The sequence below is a fragment of the Achromobacter sp. FW305-C-13 genome, assembly GCF_058783475.1.
Genome location: NZ_JBYSYN010000002.1, coordinates 789,819 through 814,377, shown reverse-complemented (window position 1 = coordinate 814,377; position 24,559 = coordinate 789,819). Strand labels below are relative to the sequence as shown.

The 24,559-nt window shown below is 66.1% G+C and carries 16 protein-coding genes and 2 riboswitches; of the genes, 12 read left to right on the top strand and 4 right to left on the bottom strand.

From position 1 onward, the window contains the following. Positions 1 to 276 precede the first annotated feature (276 nt). Positions 277 to 2,340, top strand: coding sequence for a putative bifunctional diguanylate cyclase/phosphodiesterase (locus tag AC3WMU_RS15180; protein ID WP_315845753.1), 2,064 nt, complete (start codon positions 277 to 279; stop codon positions 2,338 to 2,340). Positions 2,341 to 2,441: 101 nt separating this feature from the next. After that, positions 2,442 to 2,924, top strand: coding sequence for a dihydrofolate reductase (locus tag AC3WMU_RS15175; RefSeq protein ID WP_006226209.1), 483 nt, complete (start codon positions 2,442 to 2,444; stop codon positions 2,922 to 2,924). A 70-nt stretch (positions 2,925 to 2,994) separates the two neighbouring features. Here AC3WMU_RS15175 and AC3WMU_RS15170 read toward each other — a convergent pair whose 3' ends face one another. After that, on the bottom strand, positions 2,995 to 4,413 hold the full coding sequence (locus AC3WMU_RS15170; protein WP_006226208.1) for an aminotransferase-like domain-containing protein: 1,419 nt from the start codon (positions 4,411 to 4,413) through the stop codon (positions 2,995 to 2,997). A 158-nt stretch (positions 4,414 to 4,571) separates the two neighbouring features. On the opposite strand from AC3WMU_RS15170, the gene aptA reads away from it, so the two are divergent. From aptA to AC3WMU_RS15120, 10 genes are all read left to right on the top strand, one after another. Beyond that, entirely contained in the window at positions 4,572 to 5,897 is a 1,326-nt protein-coding gene (aptA, locus tag AC3WMU_RS15165; protein ID WP_006226207.1) for an omega-aminotransferase AptA, read from the top strand. A 113-nt stretch (positions 5,898 to 6,010) separates the two neighbouring features. Further along, complete coding sequence (locus AC3WMU_RS15160; protein ID WP_006226206.1) at positions 6,011 to 7,504, top strand: CoA-acylating methylmalonate-semialdehyde dehydrogenase; 1,494 nt, start codon at positions 6,011 to 6,013, stop codon at positions 7,502 to 7,504. Between the two features lie 129 nt (positions 7,505 to 7,633). Then, entirely contained in the window at positions 7,634 to 9,142 is a 1,509-nt protein-coding gene (locus AC3WMU_RS15155; protein WP_006226205.1) for a M81 family metallopeptidase, read from the top strand. A gap of 81 nt (positions 9,143 to 9,223) precedes the next feature. Continuing rightward, entirely contained in the window at positions 9,224 to 10,789 is a 1,566-nt protein-coding gene (locus tag AC3WMU_RS15150) for an ABC transporter substrate-binding protein (RefSeq protein WP_006226204.1), read from the top strand. Positions 10,790 to 10,815: 26 nt separating this feature from the next. Then, a complete protein-coding gene (locus tag AC3WMU_RS15145) occupies positions 10,816 to 11,757 on the top strand; it encodes an ABC transporter permease (RefSeq protein ID WP_006226203.1) in 942 nt (313 codons plus the stop codon). Positions 11,758 to 11,766: 9 nt separating this feature from the next. Further along, the gene (locus AC3WMU_RS15140; RefSeq protein ID WP_006226202.1) at positions 11,767 to 12,672 is read left to right on the top strand and encodes an ABC transporter permease; all 906 of its coding nucleotides are present in this window, start codon (positions 11,767 to 11,769) and stop codon (positions 12,670 to 12,672) included. Positions 12,673 to 12,677: 5 nt separating this feature from the next. Next, the gene (locus AC3WMU_RS15135) at positions 12,678 to 14,375 is read left to right on the top strand and encodes an ABC transporter ATP-binding protein (protein WP_492282599.1); all 1,698 of its coding nucleotides are present in this window, start codon (positions 12,678 to 12,680) and stop codon (positions 14,373 to 14,375) included. Positions 14,376 to 14,411: 36 nt separating this feature from the next. Beyond that, on the top strand, positions 14,412 to 15,821 hold the full coding sequence (locus AC3WMU_RS15130) for an amidase (RefSeq protein ID WP_280029766.1): 1,410 nt from the start codon (positions 14,412 to 14,414) through the stop codon (positions 15,819 to 15,821). A gap of 28 nt (positions 15,822 to 15,849) precedes the next feature. Beyond that, positions 15,850 to 17,325 (top strand): M81 family metallopeptidase, encoded by a 1,476-nt coding sequence (locus AC3WMU_RS15125; RefSeq protein ID WP_492282598.1) that lies wholly within the window; start codon positions 15,850 to 15,852, stop codon positions 17,323 to 17,325. A gap of 244 nt (positions 17,326 to 17,569) precedes the next feature. Beyond that, positions 17,570 to 19,531, top strand: coding sequence for a DUF945 family protein (locus AC3WMU_RS15120; protein ID WP_006226198.1), 1,962 nt, complete (start codon positions 17,570 to 17,572; stop codon positions 19,529 to 19,531). 99 nt (positions 19,532 to 19,630) lie between these two features. Here AC3WMU_RS15120 and gcvP read toward each other — a convergent pair whose 3' ends face one another. From gcvP to gcvT, 3 genes are all read right to left on the bottom strand, one after another. Next, a complete protein-coding gene (gcvP, locus tag AC3WMU_RS15115) occupies positions 19,631 to 22,504 on the bottom strand; it encodes an aminomethyl-transferring glycine dehydrogenase (protein WP_492282597.1) in 2,874 nt (957 codons plus the stop codon). Between the two features lie 70 nt (positions 22,505 to 22,574). Beyond that, the gene (gene gcvH, locus AC3WMU_RS15110; protein ID WP_006226196.1) at positions 22,575 to 22,952 is read right to left on the bottom strand and encodes a glycine cleavage system protein GcvH; all 378 of its coding nucleotides are present in this window, start codon (positions 22,950 to 22,952) and stop codon (positions 22,575 to 22,577) included. 99 nt (positions 22,953 to 23,051) lie between these two features. Then, complete coding sequence (gcvT, locus tag AC3WMU_RS15105) at positions 23,052 to 24,152, bottom strand: glycine cleavage system aminomethyltransferase GcvT (protein ID WP_454677850.1); 1,101 nt, start codon at positions 24,150 to 24,152, stop codon at positions 23,052 to 23,054. 91 nt (positions 24,153 to 24,243) lie between these two features. Beyond that, positions 24,244 to 24,368, bottom strand: a riboswitch (glycine riboswitch). A 34-nt stretch (positions 24,369 to 24,402) separates the two neighbouring features. Then, positions 24,403 to 24,499, bottom strand: a riboswitch (glycine riboswitch). Positions 24,500 to 24,559 lie beyond the last annotated feature (60 nt).

The following is a 24,559-nucleotide window of genomic DNA, read 5'->3' as shown; positions in this document are numbered from 1 at the left end:
AGCCTCGGACGCGCGTCCAGAATGCGCTGCGCGCCACGGCTTCCGACCGGCGCTTGCCGCGCCGCGCGTATCGCTTATCGCGAGATTGCGCAGCCCACCCGGCAGCGCCGACCGCAGGCAGCGCCCTCCGCACCCCCCTTCCCTACAAGTGAGTATGTAAATCGCCAGCGTCGACAGCCGGAATTGTCTTGCGACCCAATTGCAACTGTTGACTACTAATTGATTTGATTTGAGGCCGGCGCGATCGCAGTAAGCGCTCAGGACAGGACCCCACAAATGCTCGTTGGAACTTATAACCCTTCGCTCGTCCTCGTATCCCTAGGGGTCGCCATCCTGGCGTCATATACGGCGTTGGGCATGGCCAATCGCGTACGGGCCTCGAACGGGCTGCCAGCCGCGCGCTACTGGCTGGCGGGCGGTGCGCTCGCCATGGGCATCGGCATCTGGTCCATGCACTTTGTCGGCATGCTGGCTTTCAACCTGCCCATTCCCATGGGCTACGACCTGCCCCTGACCGTCCTGTCGCTGGGCATCGCCATCGGCTGCTCAGCCTTCGCCCTGTGGATCGTGTGCAAGGACGAGCTGCCCTGGCGCAGGCTGATTGCGGGCGCTCTGCTGATGGGCGTGGGCATCGCCGCCATGCACTATCTGGGCATGGCCGCGATGCGCATGGCGCCCGGCATCGTCTACGACACCAAATGGTTTGCGCTATCCATCGTGATCGCCGTGGCCGCCTCCGGCGCCGCGCTGTGGATCACCTATCGGTTGCGCCACGACGGGCCGCGCGTGGCCCTGTCCCGGCCGCTGGCGTCGGTCGTCATGGGCATCGCCATCGTCGGCATGCACTATTCCGGCATGGAAGCCGCGGGGTTTCCGGCAGGCAGCATCTGCATGGCCGCCGACGGCGGCATCTCGGCCGGCTGGCTGGCCATCGCGGTGACGGCGGTCACGCTCAGCGTGCTGGCCATCGCGCTGGTGGTCGCCGTGCTGGACAACCGGCTTGAGGCGCGCACGTCCGCGCTGGCCTCATCGCTGGCCGAGGCCAACGAAGAGCTGGTGCAGCTGGCGCTGCACGACACGCTCACCAAATTGCCCAACCGCATCCTGCTGGAAGACCGGATGGAGCAGGCCATCGAAAGCGCCAGCCGCCGCAAGGGCTACTTCGCCGTGCTGTTCTTCGACCTGGACGGCTTCAAGGCGGTCAACGACGCCTACGGCCACCACACCGGCGACGCCTTGCTGATCGATCTGGCCCAGCGCATCCGGCAGACCCTGCGCACGCAGGACACGGTGGCGCGCCTGGGCGGCGACGAATTCATCGTGCTGAGCGAAGTGATCGAACCGACCGATGCCGCCAACGTGGCGGACCGGCTGATCGAAGCGATCGCCCGCCCCGTCATGGTCTACGGGCACGAGGTGCTGGTGACGTCCAGCGTGGGCATCGCGATCTACCCGAACGATGGCGAAGACACCCATAGCCTGCTGACCAACGCCGACGCCGCCATGTACCACGCCAAGCGCCTGGGGGGCACCGGCTACAGCTTCTTCGAGCCGTCCATGAACGCGGACGCGCACGAACAGATCGAACTGCTACATGACTTGCGCCTGGCGCAGGAGCGCGACCAGTTCGTGCTGCACTACCAGCCCAAGTACGAAGCCCCCGCGGGCCCCATCATGGGCGCCGAAGCACTGCTGCGCTGGAACCACCCCACGCGCGGTTTGGTCGGCCCGGACCAGTTCATTCCCATCGCCGAAAAGACCGGCCTGATCCTGTCCATCGGGGAATGGGTCATCAACGAGGCCTGCCGCCAGATGCGGGAATGGATTAACGCCGGGCAAGGCCATTGGACCATCGCCGTCAACATTTCGGCCTTGCAGTTCGCCCACGCCAGCCTGGTTGAAACCGTGCGTGCAGCGCTGGCGCGGCACGACGTGCCACCCGCGTGCCTGACACTGGAAGTGACGGAATCCACCGCCATGCGCGACGCCGAGGCCAGCCTGGCCGTGCTCAAGCGCCTGTCCGGCCTGGGCGTGACCATCTCCATCGACGACTTCGGCACGGGCTATTCCAGCCTGCTGTATCTGAAGCGCCTGCCCGCGACCGAGTTGAAGATCGACCGGGGCTTCGTGAACCAGCTGGAAAATGACAATGAAGACGCCGCCATCGTGTCGGCCATCGTCGCGCTGGCGCAGCAGCTGAACCTGCGGATCGTCGCCGAAGGCGTCGAAACGGCAGCCCAGCAGAAATTCCTGACCGGCCTGGGCTGCGATTCCTTGCAGGGCTTCCTGCTGGGCCGCCCGATGCCCGCGACGGAGTTCCTGGAACACGCGGCCGGCTAGGTGCGGCCGGCCAGGTGCGGCCGGCTGGCCCCGGCGGAATTTGCTACGCTTACGCCGTCTGATCGGCCGACTCCCGGCCGTCCCCACCATTGCCCGCCCGCATGCCCGCCAGCCTTACCCTGATCGTTGCCTATTCCGAGAACCGCGTCATCGGACGCGACAACACCTTGCCCTGGAAGCTGCCGGGCGATCTGGCGCACTTCAAGCGCAGCACGCTGGGCCACCCCATCATCATGGGTCGCAAGACCTGGGATTCGCTGGGCCGTCCGCTGCCCGGCCGCGCCAACATTGTGATCAGCCGCAATCCCGATTTCGCCGCCCCGGGGGCCACCGTCGTGCCTACGCTGGAAGCCGCTATCGCCGCCTGCGGCGAGGTGGAACAGGCTTTCGTGATCGGCGGCGCCCAGATCTACGCGCAGGCGCTGCCGCAGGCGCAACGCGTGCTGGCCACCGAAGTCCACGCCCAGGTCGACGGCGACGCCTTCTTCCCGCTGCTGCCCGCCTTCCAATGGAAAGAAACCGCGCGCGAGACCCAGCCCGCCGAAAACGGCTACGAGTACGACTTCGTTACCTACGAACGCTGAATTTTTGAAAAGCGCGACGGGCGCGTGACGGGTTGCGCGCGCCCCCGATCAGCCCGGCGCGCGCAATCCATCAAGCCGCCCCCGCATTCCTCATGAACCGCCACAACGCCGGCGCCTCTGAATACGCCACGTTGAATCGCACCCACGGCGTATCCGCCTCATCCACTTCAAAGTAAGACCCCGGCGCCAGCCAAATACCGTCTTTCAGCGCCAGTTCCGCCAACCCGTTGGCGCCCCGTTCGCGCCACTGCCCGGCCACCTTGGCCCACAGGAACAGACCGCCCTGCGGCCGCCCATGGATTTCGAACCCGTGCTGTTGCATCTGGCCGGCCACCGCGGTGTGCGCCTCGGCCAGCCGCTCGCGGGTGCGGGCGATGTGCGCGCGATAGCGTCCCTCGCGGATGACCTGGTGCACGATGCGCTCCATGATTTCCGGCGAGGTCAGGCCCACCGCCATCTTGGTGCGCGCGATATCGCGGGCCAGGTCGCGATGCGCCACCACATAGCCCACCCGCACCGACGGGCTGATGACCTTGGAGTAGCCACCCAGGTAGATTACCCGCCGCGCCCCGTCCAGCGCGGCCAGCATCGGCGTCACGCCGGGCGCCAGGTCGCGGGAGATGTCGTCCTCGATCACCCACAGGCCGTGCCGTTCGGCCACCTGCAGGATGCGGAAGGCATTGGCCATCCCGATGCTGGCGCCTGACGGATTCTGCAGCGCCGTATTGATATACAGCGCGCGCGGCTGGTGCTGGGCCACCACGCGCTCCAGCGCCTCGCAGTCCAGCCCGTCGGCCGTGCGCGGCACCGCCACCACACGCAGGCCCACCAGGCGCAGCAGTTGCAACAGGTTGGCATAGGCGGGCTGCTCCACCACGACGGTGTCGCCGGGCCGCAGCAGCGTGCGGGTCACCATGTCCAGGCCGTGCGACACGCCCTGGGTCAGCAGCACCTGGGACACTTCCACTTCCATGCCCTGGGCGCTGAGGCTGGCCGCGATCGTCTCGCGCAGCGGCGCATAGCCATAGGGGTGCCCGTAATTGGCGATGCGCATCGCCGGCACGCGCCCCATGTGGCGCAGCGCCAGATGCATGCCCTCTTCGTTCAGCCATTCCCCCGGCAGCCAGCCGCATCCCGATTTGATCGGGATGGAATGGTCCGCGAAGATGTCCGACAGTAGCCAGCCCGCGTTCAGGCGCGGCGGCTCCCAGGACAGGGGTTCGCCCCGCCGCGCAGGCGCGTCCGGCGAGGCTACCCGGTAGCCGGCCCCGGGCCGCGCGGCCAGCCAGCCCTGCGACACCAGCCGGCTGTAGGCGCTGGCCACCGTGAACGTACTGACACCGTACTGGCGGGCGAACTCGCGCACCGAGGGTAGGGACATACCCGGACGCAGTGTCTGTTCTTCAATGGCGCGCAAGATGGCCGCCACCAGCTGTTCGACCAGGGTCGGCGCAAGTCCACGGGCGCGGTTGGGCTGGAAATCGATCACGGAGAAAACTGTACAGTTAGACCACCTGCAACTATACAGTTAGCGGCATTTGCGCAGATCGTATATTTTCATTCCCCGCGGGACGTACCAGAATCATTCGAATCCCGGCTGCGCCCTTTCCTTGCAGGCCCGCCGGTTGTCCATCCCCTGGAGCCGCCATGAACGCCCCCGCCGAGTTGCCCGACCTGTCCCATCTCTGGATGCCCTTCACTGCCAACAAGCAGTTCAAGGCGCACCCGCGCATGCTGGCAACGGCCAAAGGCATGTACTACACCTCGGCTGACGGCCGCCAGATCCTGGACGGCACCGCCGGCCTGTGGTGCGTCAACGCCGGCCACGGCCGCCAGGAAATCGTCGACGCGATTTCCCGCCAAGCCGGCATCATGGATTACGCGCCCGGCTTCCAGCTGGGCCACCCGCTGGCCTTCGAAGCCGCCACGGCTGTCGCCGGCTTCATGCCCCAGGGCCTGGACCGCGTCTTCTTCACGAACTCCGGCTCCGAGTCCGTCGATACGTCCCTGAAAATTGCCCTGGCTTACCACCGGGCCCGCGGCGAAGGCCAGCGCACCCGCCTGATCGGCCGCGAACGCGGCTATCACGGCGTGGGTTTCGGCGGCATCTCGGTCGGCGGCATCTCGACCAACCGTAAGACGTTCTCCGGCGCGCTGCTGCCCGCCGTAGACCACTTGCCGCATACCCATAACCTGGAAAAGAACGCCTACTCCAAGGGCCAGCCCGCCTGGGGCGCCAACCTGGCCGACGAGCTGGAACGCATCGTCGCGCTGCATGACGCCTCCACCATCGCCGCCGTCATCGTCGAACCGATGGCCGGCTCCACGGGCGTGCTGATCCCGCCCAAGGGCTACCTGGAAAAGCTGCGCGAGATCACGTCCAAGCACGGCATCCTGCTGATTTTCGACGAAGTCATCACCGCCTACGGCCGCCTGGGCGCCGCCACGGCCTCGGAATTCTTCGGCGTGACGCCGGACATCATCGCCATGGCCAAGGGCGTGAGCAACGCCGCGGTGCCGGCCGGTGCGGTCGCGGTCAAGCGCGAAGTGCACGACGCCATCGTCAACGGCCCGGCAGGCGGCATCGAGTTCTTCCACGGCTACACCTATTCGGCGCACCCGCTGGCCGCCGCCGCCATCCTGGCGACGCTGGACATCTATCGCCGCGAAGACCTGTTCGCCCGCGCACGCAAGCTTTCCGGCGCTTTCGAGGAAGCCGTGCACAGCCTGAAGGGCGCGCCGCACGTCATCGACGTGCGCAACCTGGGTCTGGTCGCCGGCATTGAACTCTCGCCGCGCGCCGGCGCGCCGGGCGCCCGCGCCGCCGAAGTCTTCCAGAAGTGCTTCGACAGCGGCCTGATGGTGCGCTACACCGGCGACATCATCGCCGTCTCGCCTCCGCTGATCATCGAAGAGGCCCAGATCGGCCAGATCTTCGAACAGATCGGCAAGGTCCTGAAAGAGATCGCTTGAGGAACATGGCGAGCCCCCTGCCGCGGCGCCGCCGCGCAGCCTGACCCTGTCCCGCGGGCGGCCGATGGCCGCCCTCGGACGTTTTTACGAATCCCGATTTCCGGTCCCACACCATGAAGAAGATCTCCCATTTCATCAACGGCCAGCACTATGACGGCCGCAGCAGCCGCTACGCCGACGGCTTCAATCCCGCCACCGGCGAGATCTGCTCGTCGGTTCCGCTGGCCTCCACTGAAGACGTCGCGACGGCAGTGGCCGCCGCCAAGGCCGCCTTTCCCGCCTGGTCCGAGACGCCGGCGCTCAAGCGCGCCCGCATCCTGTTCAACTTCAAGGCGCTGCTGGACAAGCACCAGGACGAACTGGCCGAACTGATCACCCGCGAACATGGCAAGGTCTTCTCCGATGCCAAGGGCGAGGTCATGCGCGGCATCGAAATCGTCGAATTCGCCTGCGGCATCCCGCAACTGCTCAAGGGCCAGTATTCCGACCAGATCGGCGGCGGCATCGACAACTGGAGCATGCGCCAGCCCCTGGGCGTGGTGGCCGGCGTCACGCCGTTCAACTTCCCCATGATGGTGCCGTGCTGGATGTTCCCGGTGGCCATCGCCTGCGGCAACACCTTCGTCCTCAAGCCGTCGGAACGCGATCCGTCGGCCTCGCTGCGCCTGGCTGAATTGCTGACCGAAGCCGGCCTGCCTGGTGGCGTCTTCAACGTCGTGCATGGCGACAAGCAGGCCGTGGACGCGCTGATCGCCCATCCCGACGTCGAAGCGCTGTCCTTCGTCGGGTCGACGCCGATCGCCGAATACATCTATTCCGAAGGCACAAAGCGCGGCAAGCGCGTACAAGCCCTGGGCGGCGCCAAGAACCACCTGGTGGTCATGCCCGACGCCGACCTGGACCAGGTCACCGACGCGCTGATGGGCGCGGCCTATGGCTCGGCCGGCGAGCGCTGCATGGCGATCTCGGTAGCCGTCGTCGTTGGCGACGTGGCCGACAAGGTCGTCGAACGCCTGATCCCGCGCGTGAAGGCGCTGATCGTCAAGGACGGCATGCAGGCGGATGCAGAAATGGGCCCGCTGGTCACCGCGCAGCATCGCAACAAGGTCATCGGCTACATCGAAGACGGCATCGCGTCTGGCGCCGACATGGTCGTGGACGGACGCGGCCTGACCGTGGCCGGCAACGAGCGCGGCTTCTTCCTGGGCGGCACGCTGTTCGACAACGTCAAGCCCGCCATGAACATCTACCGCGAAGAGATCTTCGGCCCCGTGCTGTGCATCGTGCGCGTGCCCGACTTCGCCAGCGCGGTCGAACTGATCAACGCGCATGAATTCGGCAACGGCGTGGCGTGCTTCACGTCCGACGGCGGCGTGGCCCGCGCCTTCGCGCGCCAGATCAAGGTGGGCATGGTCGGCATCAACGTGCCGATCCCCGTGCCCATGGCGTGGCATTCGTTCGGCGGATGGAAGCGTTCGCTGTTCGGTGACCATCACGCTTACGGCGAAGAAGGCATCCGCTTCTATTCCCGCTACAAGAGCGTGATGCAGCGCTGGCCGGACAGCATCGCCAAGGGCGCGGAATTCACCATGCCCGTGGCGAAGTGAACCCTCCCCCGAAGCGCTGCGCGCTCCCCCTTGAGGCGGGCCCCCTCAAGGGGGCGCCATGGGAGTACTGACTTAGGCGTGGCGTCGTTCCCGCGCCTTCCGAACATCAAGACGACAAGGGGATGCCAGATGCGCATCGGGATTGGCGGTTTTCAGCACGAGACCAATACGTTCGCGCCCTCGCGCGCCACGTGGGAAGACTTTGCCGAGAAAGGCGGAGGCTGGCCACGCCTTGTCAGCGGGCCCGCGATGTTCGCCGCCGTCGCCGGCGCGAACATTCCTGTGGCGGGCTTCATCGAAGCCATGGGGCAGCACACGCTGGTGCCCACCACCTGGGCCGCCGCCAGCCCGTCGGGGCCGGTCACCCGGGACGCGTTCGAACGCATCAGCGCGATGATCCTTCAAGGCTTGTCGGTGGCGATGCCGCTGGACGGCGTATATCTGGACCTGCACGGCGCCATGGTCACCGAACACCTGGACGACGGCGAAGGCGAACTGCTCAAGCGCGTGCGGGAGCTGGTGGGGCCCCATGTGCCTGTCGTCGCCAGCCTGGACCTGCACGCCAACGTGACCCGCGCCATGGTGCGCCACGCCGACGCGCTGGTCTGCTACCGCACCTATCCCCACATCGACATGGCCGAGACCGGGCAGCGCGCGGCCACGTTGCTGTCATTGCGGCTGGCCGGCGTGCCGCGGCCCTATGCATCGCTGCGCACCCTGCCCTACCTGATTTCGCTGTGCTGGCAGTCCACCGATATCGAACCTTCGCGCAGCCTGTACGAACTGGTGGGCGAGATCGAATCGCGCGGCGCGACGAGCCTGTCGTTCGCCACGGGCTTTCCCGCCGCAGACTTCCCCGAATGCGCGCCGACGGTATGGGCCTACGGCACTACGCAGGCCGACGCCGACGCGGCAGCCGCGGAAATGGCGCGCGCCGTGCTGAACGCCGAACGCGACTTCGGCGGCAGGCTCTACACCCCCGACGAAGCCGTGCAGGAAGCCATGCGGCTGGCGCAAGACGCCCGCAAGCCCGTTGTCATCGCCGACGCGCAGGACAACCCCGGCGCGGGCGGCAGTTCCGACACCACCGGCGTGCTGCGCGCGCTGATCCGGCACGATGCGTGCGATGCTTCCATCGGTCTGATCGTGGACCCCGCCGCCGCGCTGGCCGCGCACCGCGCAGGCGTGGGCAACAAAGTCCGGATTGCACTGGGTGGACACTCGGGTATTCCCGACGACGAACCGCTGGACAGCGAATTCATTGTCGAGAAAACTTCAGACGGGCGCTTCGATACGCACGGCGCGTTCTACCGCGGATTTCACATGGACCTGGGCCCCAGCGCCTGCCTGCGTGTGGGCGGGGTGCGCATCATCGTCGCCTCAAACAAGGTGCAGATGGCGGACCAGGAGATGTTCCGGTTCGCGGGCGTCGAACCCTCGCGCGCCGCGATTCTGGTGGTGAAGAGTTCGGCGCACTTCCGTGCGGATTTCACGTCCATCGCGCAGACGATCCTGGTGTGCGCCGCCCCTGGCTCCATGCTGATGGATGCGGCAAAACAACCATGGACACGGTTGCGTCCCGGCATCAGAATGGCGCCTTGCGGACCGGTGTTTTCGGGCCGGCCCGCGACAGCCTGACCCTCGCACGCCGCCATCGCGCGGCGCGTTAACGACGTAGCGGCCGACAGTGCCGCTCACTACGCTTCAAGGGGAATCTCCATGCTCAAGTTTGTCCGAGCGGCCGCGCTGGCCGGTGCAACGCTGATGATGGCTCACGGCGCTTACGCCGAAACCGTCATCAAGTCCGTCATGCACTCGCCTTTGCGGCTGACCGATCCGCACGCCACCACCGCGTACATCACGACGTGGCACGGCTACATGATCTACGACACCTTGCTGGCCACCGACGCCGACAACAAGATCCAGCCCCAGATGCTGGAAAAGTGGGAGGTCTCGCCCGACGGAAAGACCTACACGATGACGTTGCGCGCGGGCCAGAAATGGCATGACGGCAAGCCCGTAACTTCCGAAGACTGCGTGGCGTCGATCAAGCGCTGGGCGGCGGGCGACGGCATGGGCCGCACCCTGCTGAAGTTCACCGACAAAATCGAAGTCATCGACGACAACAGCTTTCGCATCGTCATGAAGGAACCCACGGACCTGGCGCTGCGCGCTCTGTCCAAGCCCACCGGCACCGCGCCGTTCATGATGCCCAAGCGCATTGCCGAACAGGCCATCGGCCAGCCGATCACCGACATGACCGGTTCGGGCCCGTTCAAGGTCATCGAATTCAAACCGGGCGTGAAGACCGTCTACGCCAAATACGCCGACTACGTGCCGCGCAAAGAGCCCGCAAGCGGCCTGGCGGGCGGCAAGGTCGTGAACGTGGACAAGGTCGAATGGGACGTCATGCCTGACGCCCTGACCACCGCCAACGCGCTGTTGGGCGGTGAGATCGATTTCGTCGAGCAATTCCCGTACGACCTGCTGCCGATGATCGAAGGCAACAAGGACCTGAAGGAAGAGTCGCTCAGCCCGGTCGGCTACTTCACGATGTACCGCTTCAATTTCAAGTACCCGCCCTTCAATAACAAGAAGATCCGCCAGGCCGCGATGTACGCCATCGGCCAGGAAGACGTGATGAAGGCGCTGGTCGGCAATCCGAAATACTGGAAGACGTGCGCCTCGCTGTGGGGTTGCGGCACGCCGATGGAATCCGATATCGGCAAGGACGTGGTCGTCCCGTCGAACATCGAAAAGGCCAAGGCGCTGCTGAAGGAAGCGGGCTACGACAACACGCCCATCCTCGTCATGCATGCAACCGACGTGGGCACGCTGTCCGCCCAGCCGGTGGTGATGGCCCAGGCGCTGCGCAAGGCCGGCTTCAACGTCAACCTGGCCGCGATGGACTGGCAAAGCGTGGCCACCCGCCGTGCGTCCAAGGCCGCACCGGCTGAAGGCGGCTGGAACATCCACAACACCAACTGGTATGCCACCGACGTGATGGACCCGGTCCGCTCCGCGCCCGCCGCCGCCAACGGCGACAACGCGTGGTTCGGCTGGCCCGACTTCCCGCAGGTGGAAGAACTGCGCACCAAGTTCGCCCTGACGTCCGACCCTGCCGAGCAGAAGAAGATCGCCGACGAACTGCAGCGCATCGGCATCGACGAAGGCCTGTACGTGCCGCTGGGCCAGATGTCCGTGCCGACCGTCTACTCGACCAAGCTCTCCGGCCTGGTGCATGCACCGGTCTTCGCGTTCTGGAACGTTAAAAAAGCCCCTTAAAGGGCAAGTAGTTCAGGGGGAAATACATGCTGGCATTCGTCTCACGCCGGCTCCTCGCGACCATCCCCGTTCTGGTGATGGTCGCGGTGGTGGTCTTCGCGATATTGCGTTTCAGCCCGGGAGATCCGGCCATCATCATGGCGGGCGACGGCGCCACGCCTGAACGTATCGCTCAGATACAACAGACGATGGGCCTGGACCAACCGGTCATCAAGCAGTTCTTCATCTGGGGCGGCAAGCTCCTGCAAGGCGACCTGGGCACTTCGCTCATGTCCGGCGTGCCGGTCACCAAACTGATCGCGCAACGCCTCGAACCCTCGCTGAGCCTGGCGGTGCTGACCCTGCTGTTCACCCTCGTCGTCGCCATTCCGCTGGGCATCCTGGCGGCGTGGCGGCAGGGCAAGCTGCTGGACCGTGCCGTGATGGGCTTTTCGGTGCTGGGCTTCTCGGTGCCGGTGTTCGTCACGGGCTACCTGCTGATCTGGTTGTTCGCCATCAAGCTGGGCTGGTTCAACGTGCAGGGCTACGTGCCGCTGGAAAAGGGCTTCTGGCTCTATCTGCACCGGCTCATCCTGCCGTCGCTTGCCCTGTCCACGGTCTACGTGGCGCTGATCGCGCGCATCACGCGCACCAGTGTCATCGAGGTCATGGGCGAAGACTTCATCCGCACGGCCCGTTCCAAGGGCCTGGGTGAAACCGGCGTGCTGCTGGGCCACGCGTTGCGTAACGCCGCCGTGCCCATCGCCACGGTGGTGGGCCTGGGCATCGCGCTTCTGATCAGCGGCGTGGTGGTGACCGAATCGGTATTCAACATCCCCGGCCTGGGCCGGCTGGTGGTGGAAGCCGTGCTGGCACGCGACTATCCCGTCATCCAGGGGCTGACGCTGTTCTTCGCGTTCGTCTACGTGTTCATCAATCTGGTTGTCGATTGCGCCTACACGGTGTTCGACCCGCGTATCCGATACTGAGGCCGCCCCATGCAAACGCCAACCGACGCCGCCGTGCAAGCGGCCGCCGACCTTCCCGGAGGCGGCAACCCTCAAGTCACCGCCTGGCGGCAAATCCGCCAGGGCTTAAAGAGCTGGCCGGTCATGCTGGCGCTGGTGGTGCTGGTCACCATTGTCGCCATCGCATTGTTCGCCCCGCTCCTGGGCACGGTGGACCCCACCTTCATCAACCCGGGCGCCCGGCTCAAGCAGCCCTTCACCGACTATCTGCTTGGCACGGACGCCTTCGGCCGCGACGTCTGGTCGCGCGTGGCCTACGGCGCCCGCATCTCGCTGATCGCGGGCCTGGGCGCCGCCGTCGTCAGCGTCGCCATCGGACTGGTCATCGGTGTGATCGCCGGCTGGTTCCGAACGCTGGACGGGTTCATCATGCGCACGATGGACGCCATCATGGCGATTCCCGGCATCCTGCTGGCGATTGCCCTGGTCTCGGTCACCGGCGCCAGCATCACGACCGTGCTGGTCGCCATCACCATTCCCGAGATCCCGCGGGTGGTGCGGCTGGTGCGCGGCCAGATCCTGACGGTGCGCGGCGAACCCTATGTCGAAGCCGCGCTGGCGCTGGGCACGCCGCTGCCGCTGCTGCTGTGGCGCCACATGGTGCCCAGCACCATCGCACCGCTGACCGTGCAGGGCACCTACGTGTTCGCGTCCGCCATGCTGACCGAAGCCATCCTGAGCTTCCTGGGCGCGGGCATTCCGCCTGAAATCGCCTCCTGGGGCAACATCATGTCCGAAGGCCGCATGTACTTCCGCATGCTGCCCGGCCTGATTCTCTTTCCCGGACTGTTCCTGTCGCTGACGGTGCTTAGCGTGAACATCCTGGGCGACGCCCTGCGCGATGCGCTGGACCCCAAAATGGTGCGCAGGATCTGATGCCGATGACTTATTCCCCCACTCCCCCTGCGGGCGATACCTCGTCCGCCATCCTGGCCATCCGCAACCTGTCGGTGGAAGTCGGCGGCGCGGGCAACCGCGTCGTGCGCAACCTGAGCCTGGACGTACAGGCCGGCGAAACCGTGTGCGTGGTCGGCGAGTCCGGTTCGGGCAAGTCCGTCACGTCGCTGGCCGTGATGGGCCTGCTGCCGCCGGGCATCCTGTCCATCAGCGCCGGATCCATCCGCGTCGAAGGCGAAGACGTGGCCACGGCCTCGCAACGCCGGCTGCGCGAAATGCGCGCCACCCGCATGGCGATGGTGTTCCAGGAACCCATGACCGCGCTGAACCCCGTGCATACGGTGGGCAAGCAAGTCGATGAAGTGCTGCGCCTGCACCGCAAGAACATGAGCGCGGCCGAACGCCGCGCCAAGGTGCTGGACATGTTCCGCTCGGTACACCTGCCCGACGTCGAACGCATCTTCGACGCCTATCCGCACCAGTTGTCCGGCGGCCAGCGCCAACGCATCGTGATCGCAATGGCGCTGATCCTGGAACCCAAGCTGCTGATCGCCGACGAACCCACGACCGCCCTGGACGTGACGACGCAAAAGCAGATCCTGGCGCTGATCAAGGAACTGCAGGTCAAGCACCAGACCGCCGTGCTGTTCATCACGCACGACTTTGGTGTGGTCGCCGAGATCGCGGACCGCATCGTGGTGATGAACCGCGGGGACCTGATCGAAAGCGGCACCCGCAACGAGATCTTGGCCGAACCCAAGCAGTCCTATACCCGGCGCCTGGTGTCGTCCGTGCCCAGCCTGGTGCCGACACGCCGCGACGCACCCGACGGTCAACTGGTCCTGCACGTCAAGGGACTGGGCCGCACCTACGCCGGCAAGCATTCCCTGTTTTCCCGCAAGGCGGCGCAGAACGTCATCGCCGCCACCGACGTGAACCTGACGCTGCGCAAAGGCGAGATCCTGGGCATCGTCGGGGAATCCGGCTCGGGCAAGTCCACGGTGGCGCGCTGCATCGTGCGCCTGATCGAACCCACCGCCGGCCACATGATGATGGGTGGCGAAGACCTGAGCACGCTGTCGGGGTCGGCGCTGCGCCCCGTACGCCGCCGCATCCAGATCGTGTTCCAGGACCCCTACCGCTCGCTCAACCCGCGCCGCACGGTAGGCGAATCCATCATCGAAGGCCTGCTCAACTTCGGCATGCCGCGCGAACAGGCGCTCAAGCGCGCGGGTGAAACGCTGACCGTCGTGGGCCTGAGCCCGGACGCGATGCAGCGCTATCCGCACCAGTTCTCAGGTGGCCAGCGCCAGCGCATCTGCATCGCACGCGCGCTTGTCATGGACCCGGAGATCCTGGTGGCCGACGAAGCCGTATCGGCGCTGGACGTATCGGTGCAGGCGCAGGTGCTGGAACTGCTGGAGCAAGTACGCCAGCGCACCGGCGTCGGCGTGCTGTTCATCACGCACGACCTGCGCGTGGCCGCGCAGATCTGCGACACCATCATGGTCATGCAGCGCGGCAAGGTGGTCGAGACCGGCTCCGCTGAAACCGTGCTGACCGAGCCGCGCCACGAATACACCCGCGCCCTGATCGACGCGGCGCCCGGACGCGACTGGGACTTCCGCAATTTCCGGCCCGTCGCGGCCACCCTGGCGCACGCGCACGCGCCTGCGCCCTGATGCCCTGACTGCTTTCCTCCGCACACTGGAACCGAGATGCCACAACCGCATGAATTGTCTGCCCAGGAACTGCTGCACGCCTACCGCAACAAGACGCTGTCGCCCGTTGAAGCCACGCGCTCCGTGCTGGAGCACATCGAACGCTGGGAGCCGCACCTGAAGGCCACCTACGCGCTGGACCCGGAAGGCGCGCTGGCGATGGCCCGGGCATCTGAAGCCCGCTGGATGAAAGGCGAACCGCAATCTTCAGGCGGCTACACGCTGGATGGCGTGCCCGCCACCATCAAAGAAAACATCGCCACCCGCGGCACGCCCATTCCGTTGGGCACGGCAGCGACCGACCTGACCCCGGCCACCGCCGACGCGCCCCCGGCCGCCCGCATGCGCGAAGCCGGTGCGGTGCTGCTGGGCAAGACCACCATGCCCGACTACGGCATGCTGTCCTCGGGACTGTCCAGTTTCCATGAATTGACGCGCAACCCCTGGGACCTGTCCAAGAACCCCGGCGGCTCCAGCGCGGGGGCCGGCGCCGCTGCCGCCGCCGGCTATGGCCCGCTGCACATCGGCACCGACATCGGGGGCTCGGTCCGCCTGCCGGCCGCCTGGTGCGGCATCGCCACGCTCAAGCCCAGCCTGGGCCGCATCCCGATCGATCCGCCGTTCATGGGCCGCTGCGCGGGCCCCATGACCCGCACCATTACGGATACCGCGCTGATGATGGGCGTGCTGTCGCAACCTGACGCGCGCGACCACATGAGCCTGCCGTTCCAGGACTTCGACTGGCTGAACCTGGCGCAGGACGTGCGCGGCCTGCGCATCGGCCTCTTGATGGACGCAGGCTGCGGCCTGCCGTTAGACCCGGAAGTGCGCGACGCGGTGCAAGCCGCCGCGCACGCCTTCGAGGCCGCCGGCGCCATCGTCACCCCCATGCTGCCGTGGATGACGCCCGACATGCTGGACGGCGTGGACCGCTTCTGGCGCACGCGCTCGGCGATCGACCTGGCCGCGCTGCCCGAGGCGCGCCGCGCGAAGATCCTGCCGTTCATCCGAGCCTGGGCGGAAAGCGGCGGCGGCCAGTCCGGCGAAGCCGTGTTCCGCAGCTACTACGAAACGCTGAACGTGCGCGCCAAGACGGTCGCGGCCTGCGCCCCGTTCGACTACGTGCTGTCGCCCGTCGCGCCCGTGGTGGCCTACAACGCCGAATGGCCGTCGCCCACCAATGAAGTCGCCACCACCATGCACCACATCGGCTTCACGCTGCCCTTCAACATGAGCGAACAGCCCGCCGCGTCGGTCAATTGCGGCTACACGCGGGCCGGCCTGCCCATCGGGCTGCAGATCGCCGGCGCGCGATTCGACGACCTGGGCGTGCTGCGCGTGGCGCGCGCCTGGGAGCAGATGCGCCCCGCCCAGCACCCGTGGCCCCAGCCGCCCCAAGCAAACTGACTTTCCACAGCAACCCACAGGAATTCCCATGCGTTGGCTTTTGGCAATGATCAAGCACGAGACGAATACGTATTCGCCCGTGCCGACCCCGCTTGAACGCTTTTTCCGCGGCAACCCCGAGATCCTGGAGGGCGAGCGCGCCATCAAGGCCTACGAGAACACCGACAGCGGGTTGGGCGGCTATATCGAAGTGGCCCGCCGTGAAGGCGCCGAGATCGTCGTGCCCGTGGCGGCCGAGTCCTGGCCCAGCGGCCCCGCCAGCGCCGACACGCATGAACGGCTGTGCAAGCTGGTCCTGGACCAGGTCAAGCTGGGCGGTTTCGACGCAATCCTGCTGGACCTGCACGGCGCCATGGTCGCCGAAGGCGTGGAAGACGCCGAAGGCGACCTGCTGCGCCGCCTGCGCGAGATCGATCCCACGACGCCGGTGGCCGTCACGCTGGACATGCATGCCAACATCTATGACGACATCGTCGACAACGCCACCGTCATCAGCGGCTTCCACACCTATCCGCACGTGGACATCCGCGAGGCCGGCGTCCGCGCTGCCAACGTGATCGTGCGCACGCTCAAGGGCGAGATCAACCCCGTCATGAGCTGGGCCAACAAGCCGATGCTGCCGCACATCATGTGCCAGGGCACCCATGCCGCGCCCAACAAGCCCCTGCAGGAACGCTGCAAGGAACTGGAGGCCAACGGCGTGCTGGCGGCGTCCGTCTTCGTGGGGTTCCCGCATGCCGACATCCGCGAAGCCGGCCTGAGCGCCGTCGTCTGTACGGACGGCAAGCCCGACGAAGCGCGGCAGTACCGCGACGAACTGCTGGAACGCGCCTGGGCCGGCCGCGCGGACTGGGTGTTCCACCCCGAATCGCTCTCGCCCACCATCGCGCGCGCAAAATCGATTGAACAGGGCCCCGTCGTCTTGCTGGACCACTTCGACAACACCGGCTCCGGCGGCACCATGGACACCACCGCGGTGCTGGCCGAGGTGCTGCGCCAGGAACTGGACAACGTCGTCTTCTACGCCATCTGCGACCCAGAGGCCGCGCAACAGGCCGCGGCTGCCGGCGTGGGCAACACCATCACGCTGAAACTGGGCGGCAAACTGCCCATGCCCGCCATCAAGGAAGCCAGTGAACCGCTACAGGTGACCGGCCGGGTGAAACTGGTGTTCGATGGCGTCTACCTGAACCGCGGCCCCATGTACCGTGGCGTGCGCAACGACACCGGGCTGACCGTCGTCATCGACACGGGCCGCGTCGAGATCGTGGTGGTGTCGCGCCACCAGGAGCCCTTCGACATCAATTGCCTGCTGTCGGCCGGCATCGACCCGCTGCAAAAGCGCTATGTCGTGCTCAAGAGCCGCGTGCACTGGCGCGCGGGCTTCTCGGACATGGCGACGGAAGTGATCGAATGCACGGGTGTCGGCGTGACTACGTCTGATTACAGCCAGCTGGATTTCAAGCACGTGCGGCGACCGATTTATCCGTTGGACCCGCTGTAATCCCTCTCGCCCAATAGTTGTCGACAAAACGGCCGGAGCCCGAGCTCCGGCCCTTTCATTTTGAAATCTTCAGTAACTGCGCGCACGGTTACATGACGGTGCGCCTCGGTATACTCGCCGCCGGGCCCTTACAGGCCGATGAATACGTGTATGCCGGCAGCAGCCCCCTGGCCGCCAGAGCGCGATGGCCACAAGCGCCTCGCCTGCCGGATATGACTCGATAATCAACGAAAAAAGCAGAACGATGAAAAAGAGCGTAGCGATCACCCTCGGTGTGGTCATAGTGGGAGCGGGAAGCTGGGTAGGCGCCACGTGGTACACCGGCAAGCGCATCGAGGAAAGCTCGCAGCGCCATCTGGCCGAAGCGAACGAAAAGCTGGCCAAGCTGACGCCGCTGTTCGGCCTGCGCATCGACCAGCTGAAATATGAACGCGGCCTGTTCTCTACCCAGGCGCGCTATGGCCTGTCGCTCGTCAAGAACGACAAGAGCCCGGAAGCCATGCCCGCCGGCATGATCGAATTCGACGCGGTCGTGGAACACGGCCCCTTCCCCAAGAGCGCACTCGCGCGCGGCGCCATTGCGCCCAAGCTGGCGTACGTCCATGCCGAAATGGCCAAGACGGACAATATCAAGGAAGTGTTCGAACTGACCAAGGGTGTATCGCCCCTGATCAGCGACGCCACCATCAGCTATAGCGGCACCACCAGCTCCACGTCCAAGATCGCCCCGGTCAAGATCACGCACGAAGGCAACGTCGTTGACTTCAGCGGCATGACGGTCACCGGCGAGTTCGACCGCGCCCTGCAAGGCCTGACCGCGCACGGCGTGATGGACATGCTGTCCGTCGACGGCATGAAGAGCAACGACCCCGTCAAGGTCGCCATCGCCGGCCTGACCATCGACGCCAACAGCCGCGTGGGCAAGTTCGGCCTGTCTATGGGCGACTCCGACCTGAAGATCAAGCGCATCGACGCCACCCGCCCCGGCGACGACTTGAAGGTGTCCCTGGACAACTTCGGCTACGGCGTGAAGCTGTCGGAAGACGACAAGTCGATCAACGTGCAGGCCGCCTACCAGACTGGCGACATCACCGTGAACGACGTGGCGCTGGGCAACGGCCAGGCCGTGATCAAGCTGGCCAAGCTTGACGGCCAGGCCGTCAAGCAGTTGTCGGACACCTACAACCAATTGATGCGCCAGTACATGGCGAACGCCGAAGACGAAGGCCTGAAGGACGAGCAGGTCCAGGTGCTGCTGGATAACGCCGGCAAGCTGCTGGCCGGCAACCCGTCATTCAGCATCGATCCGCTTAGCTGGAAGACCGGCAAGGGCGAAAGCAAGCTGACCTTCACGCTGGATCTGGCCAACCCGCCCGACGTCAAGAACCTGACGCCGCAGGAAATCGCCGTCCAGGCCATCAAGCGCATCGACGCCACGCTGATCATCTCCAAGCCGATGGTCCAGGACCTGATGACGCAATACGCCGTCAAGAAGGACGGCATGGCCGCCGACAAGGCTGCTGAGGAAGCCGAACAGAACGTGCGCCAGATGTCCGGCATGGCCGAGATGTTCAACGTGGGCAAGAACGAAGGCGACAACATCGTCGGCAAGTTCACCTTCGCTGAAGGCATGGGCGACCTGAACGGCAAGAAGATCCCGGCCGACGAACTCTTCTCCGGCCTGCTGGGCGCAGCCGGCATGGGTTCCATGGACGACGAAGACGAAGAAGAGCAGATGCCCGGCATGAGCCAGGAAGAACCGGCCGTGTCCGACACGCCGGTGGCCGGCCTGATGCAGGACTTCAGCCTGGATACGGTCAGCAGCATGCTGGACGACATGGGCTACACGGTGAAGAAGAGCGACGGTGACGAAGGCCCCGTGCTGGTGCTGGATACCGGCACCACGGGCGCCAGCGACCTGCGCCTGGAATTCCTGTGCAACGACTTCACCGAGAAGTGCCTGGACCTGGTCGTGACGGCCACGTACAAGACCAAGAAGCCGATGTCCCTGAAAGCCATCAACACGTGGAACCAGGAATACCGCTGGACCCGTGCCTACCTGGACGACAAGAACCAGGCTGTGCTGCAGATGGACATGAACGCGGAAGGCGGCATCGGCAAGGAAAACCTGCAGATCCTGCTGAACACCTTCATCAGTATCGCCGAAGACTTCGGCACGCTGAGCAAGGGCGCGGCCACCAAGTAAGCCGCTGCCACGAAGGCCCAAAGAAAAACCCCCATCGAAAGATGGGGGTTTTTTATTGCCGGATCGGGATCAACCTGATCCCGATCCCGGCTCAAGCCATCAGGCGTACGCTTCGATCGGCAGGCACGCGCACACCAGGTTGCGGTCGCCGTAGGCGTTGTCCACACGGCCCACCGGCGGCCAGTACTTGGCCTCGCGCAGCGACGCCACCGGATAGGCAGCCTGCTGGCGCGGGTAGTCGTGCAGCCATTCTTCGGCCAGCAGCATCTGTGCGGTGTGCGGCGCGTTCTTCAGGACGTTGTCTTCGCGGTCGCGTTCGCCGCGTTCGACCTGGGCGATTTCCTCGCGGATCGAGATCATCGCGTCGATGAAGCGGTCCAGCTCGGCCACGCCTTCGGATTCCGTCGGCTCGACCATCAGCGTGCCGGCCACCGGGAAGCTCATGGTCGGCGCATGGAAACCATAGTCCATCAGGCGCTTGGCGATGTCTTCGGCGCTGATGCCGCTGACTTCCTTCAGCGGACGCACGTCCAGGATGCATTCATGCGCCACGCGGCCGTTGCGGCCCGCGTACAGGACCGGGTAGTGGTCACGCAGGCGGGTGGCGATGTAGTTGGCGTTCAGGATGGCCACTTCGGTAGCGCGGCGCAGGCCGTCGGCGCCCATCAGCGAGATGTACACGAACGGAATCGGCAGGATGCCGGCGGAACCGAACGGCGCGGCCGACACGGGGCCGACCTTCGCGTCGCCGTGCAGCTTGCCCTGCTCGTTCACCACCCCCGGCAGGTACGGCGCCAGATGGGCGCGCACCGCCACGGGACCCACGCCGGGGCCGCCGCCACCGTGCGGAATGCAGAACGTCTTGTGCAGGTTCAGGTGGGACACGTCCGAACCGAACTTGCCCGGCTGGGCCACGCCGACCATCGCGTTCATGTTGGCGCCATCCAGGTAGACCTGGCCGCCAGCCTGGTGGACCAGATCGCAGATCTCGGTCACGGCTTCTTCGAACACGCCGTGCGTGGACGGGTAGGTGATCATCAGCGCGGCCAGATTGTCGCCGACCTGTTCGATCTTGGCGCGCAGGTCGCCCAAGTCGACGTTGCCGTTGGAGTCGGAGGCCACCACCACCACGTCCATGCCGGCCAACTGCGCCGAGGCAGGGTTGGTGCCGTGCGCCGACGACGGGATCAGGCAGACGTTGCGCTGATGCTGGCCGTTGGCCTGGTGGTAGCCGCGAATCGCCAGCAGGCCGGCGTATTCGCCCTGCGCGCCCGAGTTGGGCTGCAGGCTGATGTTGTCGTAGCCGGTGATCTCGCACAGCGCGGCCGACAGGCGATCGATCAGCTCGTTGTAGCCCTGGCTTTGCGAAGCGGGTGCGAACGGGTGGATCAGCGCGAACTCGGGCCAGGTGATCGGGATCATCTCGGCGGTGGCGTTCAGCTTCATGGTGCACGAGCCCAGCGGGATCATCGTGCGATCCAGGGCCAGATCCTTGTCGGCCAGGCGGCGCAGGTAGCGCAGCATGTCGGTTTCGGACTGCACGCTGGAGAAGACCGGGTGCGTCAGGATGGCGCTTTCGCGGGCCACCGAAGCGGGGATGCCGCCCGCGGCGGCGGCGTCCAGCGCGTCGATGTCGAGCTCGACATCATCGCGCTCCAGGCCGGCGGCGAACACGTTGACCAGCGCTTGCAGGTCGGCCGTGGTGACGGTCTCGTCCAGCGACACCGCCAGGCGGGCGCCGTCGACGCGGCGCAGGTTGATGTGCTCGCACTCGGCGGCCGTCAGGATGGCCGGGGTCGCGGGGCCGGTTTCCAGCAACAGCGTGTCGAAGAACGTGTCGTTCACGACCTTCACGCCCAGCTTCACGAGTTCGGCGCGCAGGATGGCGGTGCTGCGCTGCACGCGGCAGGCGATGCGGCGGATGCCAACCGGGCCGTGCCACACAGCGTACATGCCGGCCATCACGGCCAGCAGCACCTGCGCGGTGCAGATGTTCGACGTCGCCTTTTCGCGGCGGATGTGCTGTTCGCGCGTCTGCAGCGCCAGACGCATGGCCGGATTGCCTTGCGAGTCCTTGGACACGCCGACCAGGCGGCCAGCCATGTTGCGCTTGAACGAATCCTTGCAGGCCATGAAGCCAGCGTGCGGGCCGCCGAATCCGAACGGCACGCCGAAGCGTTGCGCCGAACCGATAGCGATGTCCGCGCCCCACTCGCCCGGGGCGGCCAGCACGGCCAGCGCCAGCAGGTCGGTGGCGCACGCCACCACGGCGCCTTGCGCGTGGGCGGTTTCGGTCAGCTTGCGATAGTCGGCGACGGAGCCGGTGCTGTGCGGGTACTGCAGCAGTACGCCGAAGCACTCGGGCAGGCCTTCGGCCTCGTCGCCCACCGCGATTTCCAGTCCCAGGCCTTCGGCGCGCGTGCGCACGACTTCAATGGTCTGGGGATGCACATGGCGCGAGATGAAGAACACCGGGCTTTGCGACTTGGCGCCGCGGCGGGCCAGCGTCATGGCTTCGGCGGCAGCGGTGCTTTCATCCAGCAGCGAGGCGTTGGAAATGTCCAGCCCGGTCAGGTCCGCGACCATGGTCTGGTAGTTCAGCAGGGCTTCAAGACGGCCCTGCGAGATCTCCGGCTGGTAAGGCGTGTAGGCCGTGTACCAGGCGGGGTTCTCAAGAATATTGCGCAGCACGACGTTGGGCGTCTGCGTGCCGTAGTAACCCTGGCCGATGTAGTTGCGGTAGACCTTGTTGCGGCCCGCGATCTGCTTCAGTTCGGCCAGCACGTCGGTTTCGCTGCGCGAGGGCGGCAGCGCCAACGGGGCCTGGCTGCGGATCTTGGCGGGCACGACTTCTTCGATCAAGGCGTCCAGGCTGGGGCTGCCAATCACGCTCAGCATGGTGGCCTGGTCGGCATCGGAGGGGCCGATGTGGCGGGGAATGAAGTCGGTATGGGTGTCTAGGGCGCGCGACATGGGGGGATCTCGGGGTGGTGGTGCGTCAGGGCGGGCGCGACACAGGGGCCGTGCCCGCCTCGGGCCAGCTTTAGCCGTTGGCGACGGCTTCGTAGCCGGCAGCGTCAAGCAGCTTGTCGGCATCGGCGGCGTTGACCGGCTTGATCTTGAAGATCCAGGCGGTGAAGGCCGATTCGTTGATCAGGTTGGGGTTGTTTTCCAGCTCATCGTTGAACGCGACGATTTCGCCGGCCACGGGTGCGTAGATGTCGGAGGCGGCCTTGACCGACTCGACCACGCCGGCGGTTTCGCCCGCGTTCAGCTTGGCGCCGACCTTCACGTCGCCAACGAAAACCAGATCGCCCAATTGATCCTGGGCGGTGTCGGTGATGCCGACGACGAACACGTCGCCTTCAGCTTTGACCCATTCGTGGGACTGGGTGTACTTGCGATCGGTGGGCAGACTCATGGGAACTCCTGAGGGAATGCGGGTAGATGAATGGTGTTGCGCGCCTCGCGCGGGCGACGCTTGCCCTGGCCGGGCCGGCGCTCGCGCGAAGCTTCGAGTTTACGAGTGTTCGACGGCTTTGCCGTTACGGACAAACGGCAGTTTGCAGACCAGGGCGGGCACCCATTTGCCGCGGATGTCGACCTCGACCGTGTCGCCCGGACGCACGCCTTGCGGCAGGCGGGCAAAGCCGACCGACACGCCCAGGGTGGGCGACATGGTGCCGCTGGTGAGTTCACCCGTGCCGGCCGGCGTACGCACGGCCATGTGGGCGCGCATGACGCCGCGCTCTTGCAGCTTCAGGCCGATGAAGGTGGCGGGGGTGGCGAACTGCTCCAGCGCGTCGCGGCCGATGAAACGGCGCTCAGCGTCTTTCAGGGAGACGGTCCAGGTCAGGCCGGCCTGGTCAGGGTGCGTCAGCTCGTCCATGTCCTGGCCGTACAGGTTCATGCCGGCCTCCAGGCGCAGCGTGTCGCGCGCGCCCAGGCCCGCGGGGCGCACGCCCTGGGCGACGAGATCACGCCACAGCTGCACGACTTCGGTAGCGGGCAGGACGATTTCAAAGCCGTCTTCACCGGTGTAGCCGGTACGGGCGACAAGCGTGTCGTCGCCCACGATGGCGGCGACGAAGGGGGTCAGCGCTTCGGTTGCGGCCTGCCAGGCCGGGCGGGCAGCCCAGACCTTGGCGCGGGCGTTCGGGCCCTGCACGGCCACCATGGCCAGATCGCGGCGCGGGGTGATGGTGACGTCGAAATTGCCGGCCTGCTTCACGCGCTGCATCCAGGCCATGTCTTTGTCGGCCGTGCCGGCGTTGACCACCACGCGCCATTCGTCGGCGGCGAAAAAGTAGATGATCAGGTCGTCGATGACACCGCCTTGCGGGTTCAGCATGCAGGAGTAGAGCGCCTTGCCCGGCACCGTCAGCTTGGCCACGTCATTGGCGACCAGGCGCTGCAGGAAGGCAAAGGCGTCCGGGCCGACGACGTCGGCGTTCAGCATGTGCGACACGTCGAACATGCCGGCGTCCTGGCGCACCGCGTGGTGTTCTTCCAGCTGCGAGCCGTAGGCCAAGGGCATGTCCCATCCGCCGAAATCGACCATTCGGGCGCCGGAGGCGATATGTTCTTCGGCCAGCGGGGTGCGTTTGAGGGTTGCGGACATGCGCGGAAACTCCGGGACGGCAGGGCTCTGCCAGGGTTACGGAATGCCGGTCGCGGCAGGCGGACTACGCCCGCGCGGCTACGGCTGAATCTTCCGCCCCTCTGTCCTTTTGCCTGAGAGTTGCCCCGCGCATGGCGGGTTTGCACCTTCGGCGCCTGGGCTGCTCGTTGTGTCCCTTCTTCAGGGTCGGCGCCAGGTCTCTCCAGAGTACTGTTTTGCCGCGTCCGCACGGTAAAAAACCGGGACAGGGCAAGCATGTGCGGTATCGGTTACCTGAGCGATTCTGGGCGAATTGCGCCTTCGGCGGCGGCCCGAAATGAAAGGCCGCTCTCTCCCGCAAACATGCGTGACAGCGGCGCCAAGCATACAACGAAAAGAAGCCCTCGGGAAAGGCCCCCACGCCGCGC

Coding starts and splice junctions, on each gene's coding strand:
- AC3WMU_RS15125 (WP_492282598.1), top strand. CDS start 15,850: ATGCGTTGGCTTTTGGCAATGATCAAGCACGAGACGAATACGTATTCG.
- gcvT (WP_454677850.1), bottom strand. CDS start 24,152: ATGTCCGCAACCCTCAAACGCACCCCGCTGGCCGAAGAACATATCGCC.
- aptA (WP_006226207.1), top strand. CDS start 4,572: ATGAACGCCCCCGCCGAGTTGCCCGACCTGTCCCATCTCTGGATGCCC.
- AC3WMU_RS15135 (WP_492282599.1), top strand. CDS start 12,678: ATGACTTATTCCCCCACTCCCCCTGCGGGCGATACCTCGTCCGCCATC.
- AC3WMU_RS15155 (WP_006226205.1), top strand. CDS start 7,634: ATGCGCATCGGGATTGGCGGTTTTCAGCACGAGACCAATACGTTCGCG.
- AC3WMU_RS15150 (WP_006226204.1), top strand. CDS start 9,224: ATGCTCAAGTTTGTCCGAGCGGCCGCGCTGGCCGGTGCAACGCTGATG.
- AC3WMU_RS15140 (WP_006226202.1), top strand. CDS start 11,767: ATGCAAACGCCAACCGACGCCGCCGTGCAAGCGGCCGCCGACCTTCCC.
- AC3WMU_RS15130 (WP_280029766.1), top strand. CDS start 14,412: ATGCCACAACCGCATGAATTGTCTGCCCAGGAACTGCTGCACGCCTAC.
- AC3WMU_RS15175 (WP_006226209.1), top strand. CDS start 2,442: ATGCCCGCCAGCCTTACCCTGATCGTTGCCTATTCCGAGAACCGCGTC.
- AC3WMU_RS15120 (WP_006226198.1), top strand. CDS start 17,570: ATGAAAAAGAGCGTAGCGATCACCCTCGGTGTGGTCATAGTGGGAGCG.
- gcvP (WP_492282597.1), bottom strand. CDS start 22,504: ATGTCGCGCGCCCTAGACACCCATACCGACTTCATTCCCCGCCACATC.
- AC3WMU_RS15160 (WP_006226206.1), top strand. CDS start 6,011: ATGAAGAAGATCTCCCATTTCATCAACGGCCAGCACTATGACGGCCGC.
- AC3WMU_RS15145 (WP_006226203.1), top strand. CDS start 10,816: ATGCTGGCATTCGTCTCACGCCGGCTCCTCGCGACCATCCCCGTTCTG.
- AC3WMU_RS15180 (WP_315845753.1), top strand. CDS start 277: ATGCTCGTTGGAACTTATAACCCTTCGCTCGTCCTCGTATCCCTAGGG.
- gcvH (WP_006226196.1), bottom strand. CDS start 22,952: ATGAGTCTGCCCACCGATCGCAAGTACACCCAGTCCCACGAATGGGTC.